Source organism: Streptomyces phaeochromogenes, from assembly GCF_001418655.1.
Lineage (GTDB): Bacteria > Actinomycetota > Actinomycetes > Streptomycetales > Streptomycetaceae > Streptomyces > Streptomyces phaeochromogenes.
This window is the reverse complement of record NZ_LIQZ01000550.1, coordinates 1-13,230: the sequence shown is the minus strand read 5'-3', so window position 1 is coordinate 13,230 and position 13,230 is coordinate 1. Positions and strand designations below refer to the sequence as shown.

12 protein-coding genes are annotated in these 13,230 nt (G+C 71.3%); 7 read left to right on the top strand and 5 right to left on the bottom strand.

Annotated elements, in window-relative coordinates; all coding sequences use genetic code 11:
* Both AOK17_RS45450 and AOK17_RS45445 read right to left on the bottom strand, forming a co-directional pair.
* Positions 1-1,528, bottom strand: a 1,528-nt coding sequence (locus tag AOK17_RS45450; protein ID WP_055618515.1) for an ABC transporter permease subunit, incomplete at its 3' end; no start/stop codon positions are given.
* Between the two features lie 6 nt (positions 1,529-1,534).
* Positions 1,535-2,032, bottom strand: a complete 498-nt coding sequence (locus AOK17_RS45445; protein WP_055618514.1) for a hypothetical protein — start codon at positions 2,030-2,032, stop codon at positions 1,535-1,537.
* Positions 2,033-2,160: 128 nt separating this feature from the next.
* Here AOK17_RS45445 and AOK17_RS45440 point away from each other — a divergent pair, with 128 nt between their 5' ends.
* The 4 genes from AOK17_RS45440 (at position 2,161) to AOK17_RS45425 (ending at position 6,236) form a co-directional block, all read left to right on the top strand.
* Complete coding sequence (locus tag AOK17_RS45440) at positions 2,161-2,700, top strand: MTB12 C-terminal domain-containing protein (protein ID WP_055618513.1); 540 nt, start codon at positions 2,161-2,163, stop codon at positions 2,698-2,700.
* Positions 2,675-3,979 (top strand): ABC transporter substrate-binding protein, encoded by a 1,305-nt coding sequence (locus AOK17_RS45435; protein WP_055618512.1) that lies wholly within the window; start codon positions 2,675-2,677, stop codon positions 3,977-3,979. The genes AOK17_RS45440 and AOK17_RS45435 overlap by 26 nt, the downstream gene beginning before the upstream one ends.
* Before the next feature lie 143 nt (positions 3,980-4,122).
* Complete coding sequence (locus tag AOK17_RS45430) at positions 4,123-5,391, top strand: glycosyltransferase family 4 protein (RefSeq protein ID WP_055618511.1); 1,269 nt, start codon at positions 4,123-4,125, stop codon at positions 5,389-5,391.
* Positions 5,388-6,236 (top strand): FixH family protein, encoded by an 849-nt coding sequence (locus AOK17_RS45425; RefSeq protein ID WP_245697803.1) that lies wholly within the window; start codon positions 5,388-5,390, stop codon positions 6,234-6,236. Before AOK17_RS45430 ends, AOK17_RS45425 begins: the two co-directional genes overlap by 4 nt.
* On the opposite strand, the gene AOK17_RS45420 is transcribed toward AOK17_RS45425, so the two are convergent.
* Entirely contained in the window at positions 6,225-7,400 is a 1,176-nt protein-coding gene (locus AOK17_RS45420; protein ID WP_055618510.1) for an epoxide hydrolase family protein, read from the bottom strand. The genes AOK17_RS45425 and AOK17_RS45420 overlap by 12 nt on opposite strands.
* 63 nt (positions 7,401-7,463) lie before the next feature.
* Here AOK17_RS45420 and AOK17_RS45415 point away from each other — a divergent pair, with 63 nt between their 5' ends.
* Complete coding sequence (locus AOK17_RS45415; RefSeq protein ID WP_055618509.1) at positions 7,464-8,456, top strand: helix-turn-helix transcriptional regulator; 993 nt, start codon at positions 7,464-7,466, stop codon at positions 8,454-8,456.
* A gap of 339 nt (positions 8,457-8,795) precedes the next feature.
* Positions 8,796-9,011: an I78 family peptidase inhibitor gene (locus tag AOK17_RS45410; RefSeq protein ID WP_055618508.1), complete on the top strand. Its 216-nt coding sequence runs from the start codon at positions 8,796-8,798 to the stop codon at positions 9,009-9,011.
* Positions 9,012-9,151: 140 nt separating this feature from the next.
* Here the strand turns inward: AOK17_RS45410 and AOK17_RS45405 are convergent, their stop codons facing one another.
* Positions 9,152-10,180, bottom strand: a complete 1,029-nt coding sequence (locus tag AOK17_RS45405; RefSeq protein ID WP_055618507.1) for a phosphatase PAP2 family protein — start codon at positions 10,178-10,180, stop codon at positions 9,152-9,154.
* A 237-nt stretch (positions 10,181-10,417) separates the two neighbouring features.
* Entirely contained in the window at positions 10,418-11,587 is a 1,170-nt protein-coding gene (locus AOK17_RS45400; RefSeq protein ID WP_055618506.1) for a glycosyltransferase family 39 protein, read from the bottom strand.
* Between the two features lie 259 nt (positions 11,588-11,846).
* On the opposite strand from AOK17_RS45400, the gene AOK17_RS45395 reads away from it, so the two are divergent.
* Positions 11,847-13,230, top strand: a 1,384-nt coding sequence (locus AOK17_RS45395) for an MFS transporter (RefSeq protein ID WP_055618505.1), incomplete at its 3' end; no start/stop codon positions are given.

The following is a 13,230-nucleotide window of genomic DNA, read 5'->3' as shown; positions in this document are numbered from 1 at the left end:
CGCCCAGCGCGGCCAGCGCGGCGCCCGCCACGAAGGCCGTCAGTTTGAGCGCCGGCACGCGGACGCCCGCCGCCGACGCGCCCGCCTCGTGGTCGCGCATCGCCGCCAGGGCCCGGCCCGTACGGCCCCGGCGCAGTGCGTGGGCGGCCAGCAACGCGCCCGCGAGGAGGACGAGTTCGAGCGCGTAGTAGGCGCGGTCGCCGTCGAAGCCCGCCGGGCGGCCCAGGGTCAGGCCCGAGGTCGCGTACGGCTGGGCGAAGACGAAGCGGCTGACGCCGACGCCCACCGCGAAGGTGGCCAGGGCGAGGGCCAGGCCGTGGCGGCCGATGGCGGGCCAGCCGGTCAGCAGGCCCAGGGGCGCCACCAGCAGGACGGCCACCGCGAGCGCGGCCAGTTCGGGGAGCTCCGGCAGGCCCGGGAAGCGGCCGGCCGCCAGCAGTGCGGTGAAGAGGGCGCCGAGACCCGCGTACGCCGCCTGGCCGAGGGAGATCTGGCCGCCGCGGCCCGTCACCACGACCAGGGACAGGAGGACGACTCCCAGGGCCGGGACCTGGACGGACGTGTGCAGGTCCGAGCCCGCGAAGCCCAGGGGGAGCAGGAACAGGACCACGGCCACGATCCACGCGCCCGGCGGGGTCGCCACCCGGGCGCTCGCCGTGCGCGGAAGCGCGTCCCGCGTGCCGATGCCCGGCAGGACCAGCGCCGCGACCAGCAGGGCGACGACGAAGAGGTTCGCGCCCACCGCCTGGAGCAGCGGCTCGCGCCAGCCCGTCGGGTGCAGCCGCGTCAGCTGGCTCTGGGCGACCCCGATGCCGAGGGCCACGACCACCGCCACCGGCAGGCTCCGCATCCGGGCGGCCACCGCGACCGCCACCACCTCCATCACGAGGAGCGGCAGGCCGTACGGGTCCAGGCGTACGTACGGGGCCAGCAGCACGCCCGTCAGGCCCGCCGTGAAGGAGCCGAAGGCCCAGCCGGCCGCGGCCACCCGGTCCGCGTCGATGCCGCCCAGGACGGCTAGCGACCGGTCGTCGACGACGGCCCGCAGCTCCCGGCCGAAGCGGGTCCAGCGGATCACCGCGCCGACGCCGACGGCCAGCACGAGGGTCACGGCCAGTTGTCCCCAGGGATCCGCCGACACGAGCGTCGGCGCGTCCGAGCGTGCGCCCGGGCCCCAGATCAGCACCGCGCCGCCGACGAGCAGGACGAACACGCCGATGGATGCGACGAGGGTCTGCGCCGGGTCGCTGCCGAGGACGGACAGGGGACGGAAGACGAACCGTTCCAGCGCCATGCCGATGCCCGGGGCCACCACGAGCAGCGTGAGCGCGGCGGCGAGCGGAAGCGGCCAGTCCCACTCGACCGTGAGCTGCCACAGCAGATAGGCGCACACCATGGCGATGGCGCCGTGCGCGAAGTTGAGGACGCCGGTCGCCCGGTGGGTCACGACCAGGCCGATCCCGGTGAGCGCGGCGGCACTGCCGACGGAGAGCCCGGCGAGCGTGAGGTCGTACGTCAAAGACGCCATCGGCCATCAGCCGTCCGCCCCGGACGACCGGGCGTCCGAGGCGGCGGGCTCGCAGATCGGGCAGGGGGCCAGTTCCCCGCCCGCGAGGACCCGTGAGTCGACCGGCAGGGCTTCCGTCTTCCCGGAGACCAGCGGGCAGTCCGCGCGGTGCCACAGTGTGCCGCCGGGCACCATCAGGAGGTCCCCGCTGACGGCCACGGGCGCGGAGGCCGCCTGCCCGGACTCGTCGGCGTCGGCGGGATCGGCGGCCACCAGGAGCCCGTACAGCTCCTCGACGCGGGCCGCCGCGAGGGCGTTCCTGCCGTGGGTGAGGAGCACCGCGCCCGTGATGATCAGCGCGGCTCCCGGCACAGTGCAGGACGCGAGGTAGGGCAGCTGGCGCTCGGCGAACCGCTCGCCGGAGATTCCGTACCAGCCGAGGACGCACAGCACCGCTCCCGCGGCGAGCGCGGCCCACCCGGCCCAGAGGACGGGGTGCACGGTCCGCAGTCGAGCTGTTCGCATGGGGGCTCCCATGTCATGTGTCCGGCTGTCTTCCAAGTCCGCCGATGGACTTGCACTATGCCTTCTGCAAGCTGACCCTGAAAGCTCCGGGCGCACTTGGCCCGGACCGACACCCGGTGGTGAGCCAGATGGTTCTCGGGAGTGACCTCAGGCGGGGGACAGGCCGAGGGCTGGCGGTGGCGGTACTCGTCCTCGCCTCGGCTCTCACGGCCTGCGGCGACGACAGCGGCGGCGACGACACGACTCCGCCCTCGCCCTCCGTGGAGCAGCCCACGACGACCGAGCCGAGTCCGAGCGCGAGCGCTCCGGACGATCCGGCGGCGGCCGAGAAGGAGATCAAGGAGAACTGGAAGAAGTTCTTCGACCCCGACGTCCCCCTGAAGGACAAACAGGCCGTCCTGGAGAACGGCGACAACATGGCGCAGGTCCTGGAGAGCTTCAGCGGCGACGAGCGCGGCGGGCAGGTGGAGGCGACCGTCGACCAGGTCGAGTTCACCGCGCCGACCGCGGCGAACGTGACGTACACGCTCACCCTGAAGGGCGCCACGGTCATGCCGAACGCCGCGGGGACCGCCGTCGAGCAGGACGACACGTGGAAGGTGTCCGTCAAGACGCTGTGCGGTCTGGTCGGGCTGAGCGGCAATGCGTCGCCGGGTCCGGGTTGCTGAGTGTGCTGTCGCGGGCCTGCTGCTCCTGGTGGGCACGGCCTGCGGCAGCCGTCTCCCGGAGAGCGACTTCGAGGACCGGCCGGGCCGTACGCCCACGCGGAGCGGCACCGCGGAACCCCTGCGCGTAGGCATCATCACGAGCGCCACCAGCCCGGTCGGCGGCAACACCTTCACCGGGCCGCGCGACGGCGCGAAGGCCTATTTCGACCGGCTGAACGCGCGCGGCGGCATCGACGGCCGCCGGGTCGACGTCCGTACCTGTGACGACGGCGGCAGCGGTGTCGGCAACAACGAATGCGTGCACAAGCTCGTCGACGAGGACAAGGTGGTCGCCCTCGTCGCCACCAGCGCGCTCGACTACGCGGGCGCCTCCCGGGTGTCACGCGCGCGCGTGCCCGACATCGGCGGGCAGCCCATCGGCGCGGCGTACGACACCTATCCGCACCTGTACGGGATCTACGGCAGCCTCGCCCCGCGTGACGGAAAGCCCGGCTGGGACGGGAAGCTGTACGGCGGCACCGAGATCTACCGCTACTTCAAGCGCGAGCAGGGCGCCCGGACGGCGGCCGTCGTCTCCTACAACCAGTCCGCGTCGGCCGCGTACGCCCGGCTCGTCACCCAGGGCCTGAAGGCCGAGGGCTACAAGGTGGTCACCGAACAGGTCGACTTCGCGCTGCCCAACTTCCGTGCCGCGGCGGCCGACCTCAAGGAACAGGGCGCCGATGTGGTCTTCGACGCCATCGACACCTACGGCAACGCGCAGCTGTGCAAGGCGATGGACGACGTCGGCGCCGACGTCCTGGCCAAGGTCACCAACGTGCAGAACTGGAACTCCACCGTCCGCGAGGACTACAAGGACGCGCCGCGCTGCCGCAACGCCCTGTGGGCGACGGGTTCGAGCCGCAACTACGACGACCCGGCCACGGCCACGGACCACGAGGCCGTACGGGAGTTCCGGGACGGTACGAAGAACCTGAAGAGCCACTCCCAGTGGCAGCTTGAGGGCTGGGCCGCCGCGATGTGGTTCACGGACGCGGCCAGGTCCTGCGCGAAAACGGGCGTCACGCGCGCGTGCGTCGACCGTTTCATGGACACGGGGAAGCCGTACACGGCCGACGGTCTGCTGCTGCCCGTCCGGTACGAGCGCCTGCCCGAACCCCCGAAGACCCGCAGGACCTGCCTCTCGGTGGCCCGCTGGGAGGACGCCGACGGATGGGTGAGTCAGGGCGACATGAACGACGAATGCTTCGACGTGCCGCAGTTGTCCTACAAGCCCTGATGCGTCCCGGCGCCAAAAGGTTCCCCTATCCGGCTACCGATGGCGCAACTGTTCGGGAACAGGATGGTAAGCAAGCCCAACCATCACCCCAACTCCCCGGTCTAACCCACAGGTAGCTGGATGAGCCGGAGATACGGGGACGCATGCAGATCTCTTTCCTGATACACAACGCCTACGGAATCGGTGGGACGATCCGGACGACGTACAACCTTGCGAACACCCTTGCCGAGCAGCACGACGTGGAGATCGTCTCCGTACTCCGCCACCGTGACGAGCCGGTCTTCGCACCGGATCCACGCGTGCGCGTGCGCCACCTCGTCGACATCCGCACGAACAGCCCGGGATACGAGGGCGACGACCCCGACTACCGGACTCCGGCCCGCGTCTTTCCCCGAGGGGAGGTCCGCTACGACCAGTACAGCGCTCTGACCGACCGCCGTATCGCGGACCACCTCTCGAAGGCCGACTCCGACGTGGTGATCGGGACCCGGCCGGGACTGAACGTGCATCTGGCCCGCGAGACCAGACGGGGGCCGCTCCGCGTCGGCCAGGAGCACCTCACGCTCGACACCCACTCGGAGTCCCTGCGCACGGAACTGCGCGGTGCCTACCCGCGGCTCGACGCGCTCACCACGACCACGGAGGCGGACGCGGGGGCGTACGGCAAGAAGATGCGGCTGCCCGGCGTGCACGTCGAGGCCGTGCCCAACCCGGTGCCCGCGCCCGGCATCGAGCCCGCGGACGGATCCGGCAAGTGGGTCGTGGCGGCCGGGCGGCTCGCCCCGGTCAAGCGGTACGACCTGCTGATCAAGGCCTTCGACCGGGTGCGCCGGCAGCGGCCCGACTGGCGGCTGCGGATCTACGGCGGCGGCAAGCAGAAGGACAAGCTGCGCAGGCTCATCGACGAACTGGGCCTCTACAACCACGTGTTACTGATGGGACCGGCGCATCCCATCGAGCCGGAGTGGGCCAAGGGATCCATCGCCGCCGTCACCTCCAGCCTGGAGTCCTTCGGCATGACGATCGTCGAGGCCATGCGCTGCGGCCTGCCCGTCGTCTCCACGGACTGCCCGCACGGCCCGGGGGAGATCATCGACAACGGTGTGGACGGACGTCTCGTACCCGTCGGCAACGTCGAGGCCATCGCCGACGGACTGCTCGAACTGATCAACAACGACGAGCTGCGGCAGCGGATGGCGCACGCCGCACTCAAGGACTCCGCGCGCTTCGACCCCGCCCGGATCGCCGAACGCTACGAGTCGATCTTCTCCGGTCTCGTCCCGCGCGGCGGCGATTCGAAGATCGGCCGGATGCGCGGCTCACTGCATCGCACGCGGGGCGCTCTGCTCGGCGGTGCGTATGCCGTCCGGGATGCCGGACGGACCGTACTCGGGAAGGACAGCTCCGCATGATGACGGTGGCTCCGCAGGCCTCGCACCGGCACTCCGACAAGGACGTGACCATGCCTCCGGGTGCCGACTGCATCGCCGACTCCGCGGGCGGGCTCACCTTCGACATCACCGACCCCGGCCCGGACGCCGCGGCCGGCGACACGCATCTCGTGCTCCGGCACCGGGACGGCGTCCGGGAGGTCCGGCTGCCGCTCACACCGGCTGCCGACGGCCGGCTGCGTGCCGCGCTGCCCAGCAGCGTCGAGCTGCCCGAGGGCCGCTGGGACGCCTACGTCCAGGTCGCCGACGGTGAGCCGAAGCGCCTGGCACCCGGCCTCAACGACCTGCGTTCGCTGGTCGACCGGGTGCCGAGCGGTGCCCGCGGCCATGTCGCCGTCCGTATCCCGTACGGCACCAAGCACGGCAACCTCTCCGTCCGAAGCTGGCTGCGCGCTCCCCATGCGGAGGCGGGCGAACTGCGCATCGGAAAGGAGGAGTTGGCCGTACGGGGCCAGGTGTACGGCGTCGAGCTCAGCCCCGACGCCTACGCCGAACTGCGCCGCCGTGCGGAGCCGGAGACCGTGGTGCGGGCCGAAGTCACCCTGGACCAGGCCCGGTTCGGTCTCACCGTGGCCTACTCCGAGCTGACGGAGGGCGTCTGGGATCTGTGGCTGCGACCGGTGGGGGAGACCGGGCCGCGGGTACGGATCGCCCGGCTGCTCGACGACATCGCCGACAAGAAGCCGATCTTCAGCTACCCGAAGGTCACGGTGGGGACGGTGTACGGCCCGGCGGAGGCCGGGCCGTACTACACGAGCGACAACGACCTGTCGGTGACGGTCACCCCGGTGGGTTCACCGCAGTGAGCCGAAGAACTCCCTGATGTCGCCGGTCAGCAACTCCGGTACCTCCAGGGCCGCGAAGTGCCCGCCGCGGTCGAACTCCGTCCAGCGGACAACGGTGTTGGTCTCCTCGGTCCAGCGTCGGATCGCCACGTCCTCGCCGAAGTTGGCGACGGCGGTGGGCACTTCGGAGCGCGTGACGGGGAACCAGTCACCGCTGTGGCCGTTCTCGTAGTACATCCGCGCCGCTGAACCGGCCGTCCCGGTCAGCCAGTACAGCATCACGTTGGTCAGCAGCGTGTCCCGGTCGACCGCGTCCTCGGGCAGCTCGGCCGAGGAGTGCGTCCACTCCTTGAACTTCTCCATGATCCAGGCGAGTTGGCCGACGGGGGAGTCGGTCAGGCCGTACGCGAGTGTCTGCGGGCGGGTCGACTGCAGGACGTTGTAGCCGAAGCCGTCGCTGGTGAACCGGCCGATGGCCGCGAGGCTCTGCCGCTCCCGGTCCGTCAGTTCGGCCTGGACGTCCTCGGCCACGGGACCGAGCGGGATGAAGCCGACGGACGCCGCGTTCACATGGACCCCGATCACCGACTCGGGCGCGACCCGGCCGAGCGCGGGCGAGATCAGCGCGCCCAGGTCGCCGCCCTGGGCGCCGTACCGCTCGTAGCCGAGCCGGCGCATCAGCTCGGCCCACGCCCGGGCCGTACGGCCGACGTTCCAGCCGCGGTCCTTCGTCGGCCCCGAGAAGCCGAAGCCGGGGATGGCCGGGATCACCAGGTGGAAGGCGTCGGCCGGGTCGCCGCCGTGGGCGCGCGGGTCGCTCAGGGGGCCGATCAGGCCGAGGAACTCCACGATCGAGCCCGGCCAGCCGTGCGTCAGGATCAGCGGCACCGCGTCCGGCTCGGGCGAGCGGACGTGCAGGAAGTGCACCTGCGCGCCGTCGATCTCCGTCACGAACTGCGGGATCTCGTTCAGGGCCGCCTCGTGCTTGCGCCAGTCGTAGGCGCCCCGCCAGTGGTCGGCCAGCTCACGGAGATACGGCAGCGAGGCTCCGTACTCCCAGCCCGCGCCCGGGAGCTCGTCGGGCCAGCGGGTGAGGTCCAGGCGGGTGTGCAGGTCGTCGAGCTGCGCCTGAGGGATGTCGATCCGGAAGGGGCGGATCTCTTCGCTTGCGCTGTTGTCTGCCATGTCTCGAAAGGTACGCACCCTTGCGGACAACTACTGTCCGCAATGCCTGGCAGACTCGGATTCATGTTGGAGACCTCGGCACGACTCCTGCGTCTGCTCTCGCTGCTGCAGGCGCACCGCGAATGGTCGGGCTCGGCCCTGGCCGACCGCCTCGGCGTCACCCCGCGCACGGTCCGCCGTGACGTGGACCGCCTGCGCGAACTCGGCTATCCGGTGAACGCCAGCCCCGGCACGGGCGGCGGCTACCAGCTCGGCGTGGGCGCCGAACTGCCACCGCTGCTCCTCGACGACGACGAGGCGGTCGCCGTGGCCGTCGGCCTGCGCACCGCCGCCGGCCAGGGCATCGAGGGCATCGGCGAGACCTCCGTACGCGCCCTCACCAAGCTCGAACAGGTGTTGCCGCACCGGCTGCGCCGCCGGGTCGGCGCCCTCAACGCCTTCACCGTGCCGATGCTGCGCGGCCCCCAGCCCTCCGCCGTCGACCCGGCCGTCCTGACCGATCTGGCCGCCGCCTGCCGCGACTCGGAACGGCTGCGCTTCGAGTACCGCGACCACGGCGGCTCCTCGACCCGCCGCACGGTCGAACCGCACCGCCTGGTGTGCACCGAGCGCCGCTGGTACCTGGTCGCCTGGGACGTCGACCGCGACGACTGGCGTACGTTCCGGGTCGACCGCGTCACGCCGAAGCCGCCCCACGGACCGCGCTTCACGCCCCGGCAGGCGCCCGCCGACGACCTGGCCGCGTATGTGTCCAAGGGCGTGTCCGTCCGCGCCTACGCCACGCACGCGGTCGTCCGGCTGCTCGTGCCGAAGGAGGAGGCGGCCCAGCGGATCTCGCCCTCGGCCGGGACGCTGGAGGCGGAGAGCGACAGCAGCTGCATCCTGCGCACCGGGGCCGCGAGCCTCGACGTGATGGTGATCCACGTGATGCTGATGGGCGTCGAGTTCGAGGTGCTGGAACCCGTCGAGCTCGTCGAGGCGATCAGGACCGCGCGGGACCGGCTGACCCGGACGCTGGAGCGGGCCGCGCCGGAAGGACGGCGTACGGCCTCCTGAAGCGTGGTCCTGTGCTTGAGCCATGTATTTCCTATGGTGTGTCAGCTTCTGGAACACACCCCGGAATCGGAAAGGAAAGGCGCGGAAGCGGGGTCGGCATCGCGTTTTCCGGCCTGATATTCGGGCCGCCGTCGCGGTGGTCCCGGGTGCTCCCGAATTACGTTCGAAGGCGGGCGGAACCGCTCGTACGTGTGATGGTCCGATGTGCAGCAGTTCATGTCGCGGCGGCCGAAACGGGTGTCGTTGTCCTGTGACAGAAGCGTGACCGGAGAGGGACCGGTGACTGATGGTGGCGGGTCCGGGGTTCCGCCGCCGCATTCCGCCGCCTAACGTGGCGGCATGGCACCGATTCCCACTCCTCCCGCAGAGCCCTCGGACACCCCGGACGCGTACGTCGGACTGGAGGCGGGCGGCGCAGAGCGGCTGGCCCGTGAACGTGGCTGGTCCACGGTGCGGTCGCTGCCACCGGGCGCGATCATCACGATGGAGTACCTCTCGGGGCGGCTGAACTTCGAGGTCGCCGACGGCCGGGTGACGCGCTGCTGGAAGGGCTGACCCGCCACCTGCCGTCCGTACACCGTGAAGCCCGCACATCGTGAAGCATGGCAGGCATGGCGAAGGCCCCGGCCGTGGAAGCCGGGGCCTTCGCCATGCGCGGGGCGTGGTGTGTGCGTACCGGGCCCCGTAGTCCTTGCTCAGCCGCCCGTCAGGGGGCGGGCCGAGGTGGTGCCACGTGTCACTCGGTCCGACTGCGGAGGTCTGCGGCTTCCGATGGGCGTGACAGGCGTGCGCTCGGAGCGGGCCAGATGCGGGCCCGGCGCCAGGTAGCCGCCCTGCGGCCGGGGCGGCCGGGAGGCGGCCACCGGCTCGCGCACCACGGGCTCCTCGTCGCCGGCCGGGCTGTCGAGCGGGGAGAGCGCCACGGGGGCACCCACCGGGGCGGCCGGAGCGGGCGCGGTGCCGCGACGGCGGTTGCGCCAGGCGTCGCGCAGGTCGAAGATCCCGGTCTCGGCGCGCGCGATCAGCGGCTCGCACCAGGGCAGCGCGAGCAGGATCAGCAGGCCGGCGGCCCAGCCGAGCACCACGTCGCTCAACCAGTGCGTACCGAGGTACACGGTGGTCAGGCCGACGCCGAGGGAGACCACGGCGGAGACGGCCGACAGCCAGCGGCGGGCGCGCGGCGTCGAGGCCAGATAGGCGAGGATGCCCCAGGTCACGACGGCGTTGGCGGTGTGGCCCGAAGGGAATATGTCGCCGCCCAGCCACATCTCGTTCGAGCCGACGCTGGTCGCGTAGTGCGGACCGAGACGGCCCATGCTCAGCTTCGCGGCGCCCACCGTGATGTTCAGCAGCAGCAGCGAGGCGCCCAGGACGAGCAGCGGGCGCAGGGTGTGCTGCCGCCAGGAACGCCAGCCCAGCCAGGCCGCGATCATCACGGCGGTGGGGCCGCGCTGGCCCAGCACCACGTAGTAGTCCAGGAACGCGTGGATCTCCGGCCACTGCTGGTACGGCCGGAAGAACATGACCTGCCAGTCGAACCGGACCAGCCACGACGTGATCACGATGGCCCACACGATGGCGACGTAGAAGGCGAGCGTGGACGCGAAGAGGACCACTCGGTGCCGGCTCATCCTGGGCACGTCGATGTGGGCCGGTCGTTCCGGCTCACGGTCCAGCCGGGCGAAGACCCGGTCCAGACGAGTCAGCTTTCGTTCGGTACGCACTCAATCGACGTTACAGCGAGTGAGCTGTGTTCCAGGCCGAAGCACCCTCTTTGTGATGACGATGTGATGTGGGATTGCTCTCAGGAGGGCGTTTATTTCCTTGGATTATGGAATCCCTCGTCCGCTCTTCCTTCCATTCGATTGATCATTCCAATGTGAAGTTTTGGGACGCTTTTGAATTCGTTCACCGAATGCTCGCACGCACTTCTCCGGCCGCTCACCCGCCACCCTGGGTGATCACGGCGGGCCGGAGCCGTTCAGCCAGAAGGCGCCGTACACCGCCGAGACCACCGCCACACCGCCCAGCACCCACGCCGACCTGGAGGTTCGCAGCCGGGCGAGGGCCAGGGCGGGGGGCAGCAGCAGCGGGAAGGCGGGCAGCAGAAGGCGTGGTTTCGAGCCGAAGTAGCTCGACGCGCACAGGGCGAGCAGGGTGACGACCCCCGCGTACACCAGAAGCGGCAACGGCTGCCGCTGCCGTACGCAGATCACGTACAGCCAGACCAGCAGGCCGACCCCGATGATCAGCGCGAGTCCGGCGAGGGCCGACGGGAACGACGTGAACTTGTCGGCGACGAAGCGGGCGAAGGCGTAGCCGCCGTCGAAGCCGTTGCGCCAGCCCGCCTGGACGTCGAGATAGCCCAGCGGACCCTTCCCCGTGTGACGGCCGACCCACAGGACGTAGCCGGCGGCGCCGAAGGGCGCGATCAGCATCGCCAGGGCGCGCCGCCATCTTGGTGCGCCGGTCCGCGCCGGAACGCTCCGCTCCCGTACGAACGAGGCGATCGCCGCCACCCAGACGGCCGCGACCACCGCCGCGCCCACCGGGCGGGTCAGGCCGGCCAGCGACGCGAGCAGGCCCGCGGTCAGCCAGCGGCCGGTCAGGACCGCGTACAGCGACCAGGCGGCGAGCGCCGTGAACAGCGACTCGCTGTACGCCATCGACTGCACGATGCCGACGGGCAGGACCGCCCACAGCAGCACCGCGCAGATCCCGGCCCGGCGCCCGTACACATGGTCCGCGACCGCGAAGATCCCCCAGGCCGCGGCGAGCGAGGCCAGCGCGCTGACCAGCAGGCCCGCGTCCGCGTGGGAGAGAGGGGTGACCGCCGCGAAGGCCCGCTCCAGCCAGGGCAGCAGCGGGAAGAACGCCAGGTTCGAGTGCACGTCCCCGTTGGGCAGCCGCACCTCATAGCCGTAGCCGAGCTCGGCGACCCGCGTGTACCAGAGGGAGTCCCAGCGCGCGGAGAGCAACTGGTGAGGGCTCTTGTCCCGGGCCGCGCTCCACACGGCCAGCGTCACCAGGCCCAGCGCGCGCACCGCCGCGTATCCGAGGAGAGCGGGCGCGGCACGGCGCCAGGCGGGTCCCGCACGGGGCGGCGCGACGGGCGTTTCAAGATCGGTCACGGGCTCGATTATCGACGCCGCCCGGAACCGGGGACCCCGGCGGGGCGTGCTCGCCCACGGGGAGCGTGGCGCACGCCACACGTGTCTGAAAGGAACGTGAGAGGTCCGCCACCTGTCCTCGACGGGAACTCGCGTACCCTGACCACTCACTCGCCTTTGTTGCGTGGGTCCGGGACACCGCTCCTCCTGGGCCGCAGCCGCAGGGAGTCCCCACCCAGCGGATCCGCCGAACGCGAGGGAACATCTGGGAGGTACGTACATGTCCGGGACGACCACGGCCGCTGCGCGTTGCCGTCGGGAGACCGGGGCCGGTGCAAACCGCTGGGTCGTCCTCATCGTCCTGTGCGTCAGTCTGCTGCTGGTCGCCGTCGACGCCACCGTGCTGCACGTCGCCGTGCCCGCCGTCACCGAGGACCTCACACCCGGCGCGATAGAGCTGCTCTGGATCGTCGACATCTACCCGCTCGTCTGCGCCTCGCTGCTGATTCTCTTCGGCACGCTGGGCGACCGCGTCGGCCGCAGACGCGTTCTCCTCCTCGGTTACGCGCTCTTCGGCGTCGCATCCGCCATAGCGGCCCTCGCCGACAGCGCGCAGGTGCTGATCGCGGCGCGCGCCCTGCTCGGCGTCGGCGGCGCGATGATCATGCCCGCGACGCTGTCGATCCTGCGGCAGGTCTTTCCCGACCGCCGCGAGCGGGCTCTCGCGATCGGCGTCTGGAGCGCCGTCGCCGCGGTCGGCGCGGCCGTCGGACCCCTGCTCGGCGGGTTCCTGCTCGAACACTTCTGGTGGGGCTCGGTCTTCCTCATCAACATCCCGCTGATGCTCGTCAGCCTGCCGGTCGGGCGGCTGCTGCTGCCCGAGTCGACCGGTGACGGCGACGGGCCGTGGGACGTCGTCGGCGCGCTGATGGCCGCGGCCGGGCTCTTCGGCGTCGTTCTCGGCGTGAAGCGGCTCGGCGGCGGAGAGGCCCCACTGAGCGCCTTCACGGCGGTACCGCTTCTCGTGGGCGCCGGGCTGCTCGTCGCCTTCGTACGGCGGCAGCGGCGGCGCCGGCATCCGCTGGTCGACCTGAAGATGTTCTCGCGGCCCGCCTTCAGTACGTCCGTGGGGTGCATCGTGCTCGCGATGCTCGCCCTGGTCGGTCTTGAGCTGATCGCCGCGCAGTATCTCCAGCTCGTGCTGGACCTCTCTCCGCTGGAGACCGGGCTGCGGCTGCTCCCGCTCACCATCGCCGCGATGGCCGCGGGGCTCGTCGGGGCCAAGCTGCTGCAGCGGTTCGGGCCCCGGACCATGGTCTGTGCCGGGTTCTGTCTCACCGCCGCGGCGGTGATCACGCTGACCGGGATGGGCAGCCACGACAACGCTCCGCTGCTGCTGACCGGGTTCGTGCTGCTCGGGTTCGGGCTCGAGGTGACGCTCTTCGGGGCGTACGAGTCGATGCTGAGCGAGGCTCCGCAGGAGCAGGCCGGTGGGGCCGCGGCGATCGGGGAGACGTCGTACCAGCTCGGGGCCGGGATCGGGATCGCGCTTCTCGGGAGCGTGATGAACGCGGCGTACTCGCCCGGACTGTCGTCCGTTCCGGGGGTCTCTGCCGGGGAGTCGGCCGCGGCTCGGCATTCCCTGGGGGAGGCGTATGAAGTCG

Bases quoted from the DNA above. Each gene is read 5' to 3' on its own strand.
- AOK17_RS45445 (WP_055618514.1), bottom strand. From the start codon at position 2,032: ATGCGAACAGCTCGACTGCGGACCGTGCACCCCGTCCTCTGGGCCGGG.
- AOK17_RS45430 (WP_055618511.1), top strand. From the start codon at position 4,123: ATGCAGATCTCTTTCCTGATACACAACGCCTACGGAATCGGTGGGACG.
- AOK17_RS45410 (WP_055618508.1), top strand. From the start codon at position 8,796: ATGGCACCGATTCCCACTCCTCCCGCAGAGCCCTCGGACACCCCGGAC.
- AOK17_RS45440 (WP_055618513.1), top strand. From the start codon at position 2,161: ATGGTTCTCGGGAGTGACCTCAGGCGGGGGACAGGCCGAGGGCTGGCG.
- AOK17_RS45415 (WP_055618509.1), top strand. From the start codon at position 7,464: ATGTTGGAGACCTCGGCACGACTCCTGCGTCTGCTCTCGCTGCTGCAG.
- AOK17_RS45435 (WP_055618512.1), top strand. From the start codon at position 2,675: ATGCGTCGCCGGGTCCGGGTTGCTGAGTGTGCTGTCGCGGGCCTGCTG.
- AOK17_RS45420 (WP_055618510.1), bottom strand. From the start codon at position 7,400: ATGGCAGACAACAGCGCAAGCGAAGAGATCCGCCCCTTCCGGATCGAC.
- AOK17_RS45425 (WP_245697803.1), top strand. From the start codon at position 5,388: ATGATGACGGTGGCTCCGCAGGCCTCGCACCGGCACTCCGACAAGGAC.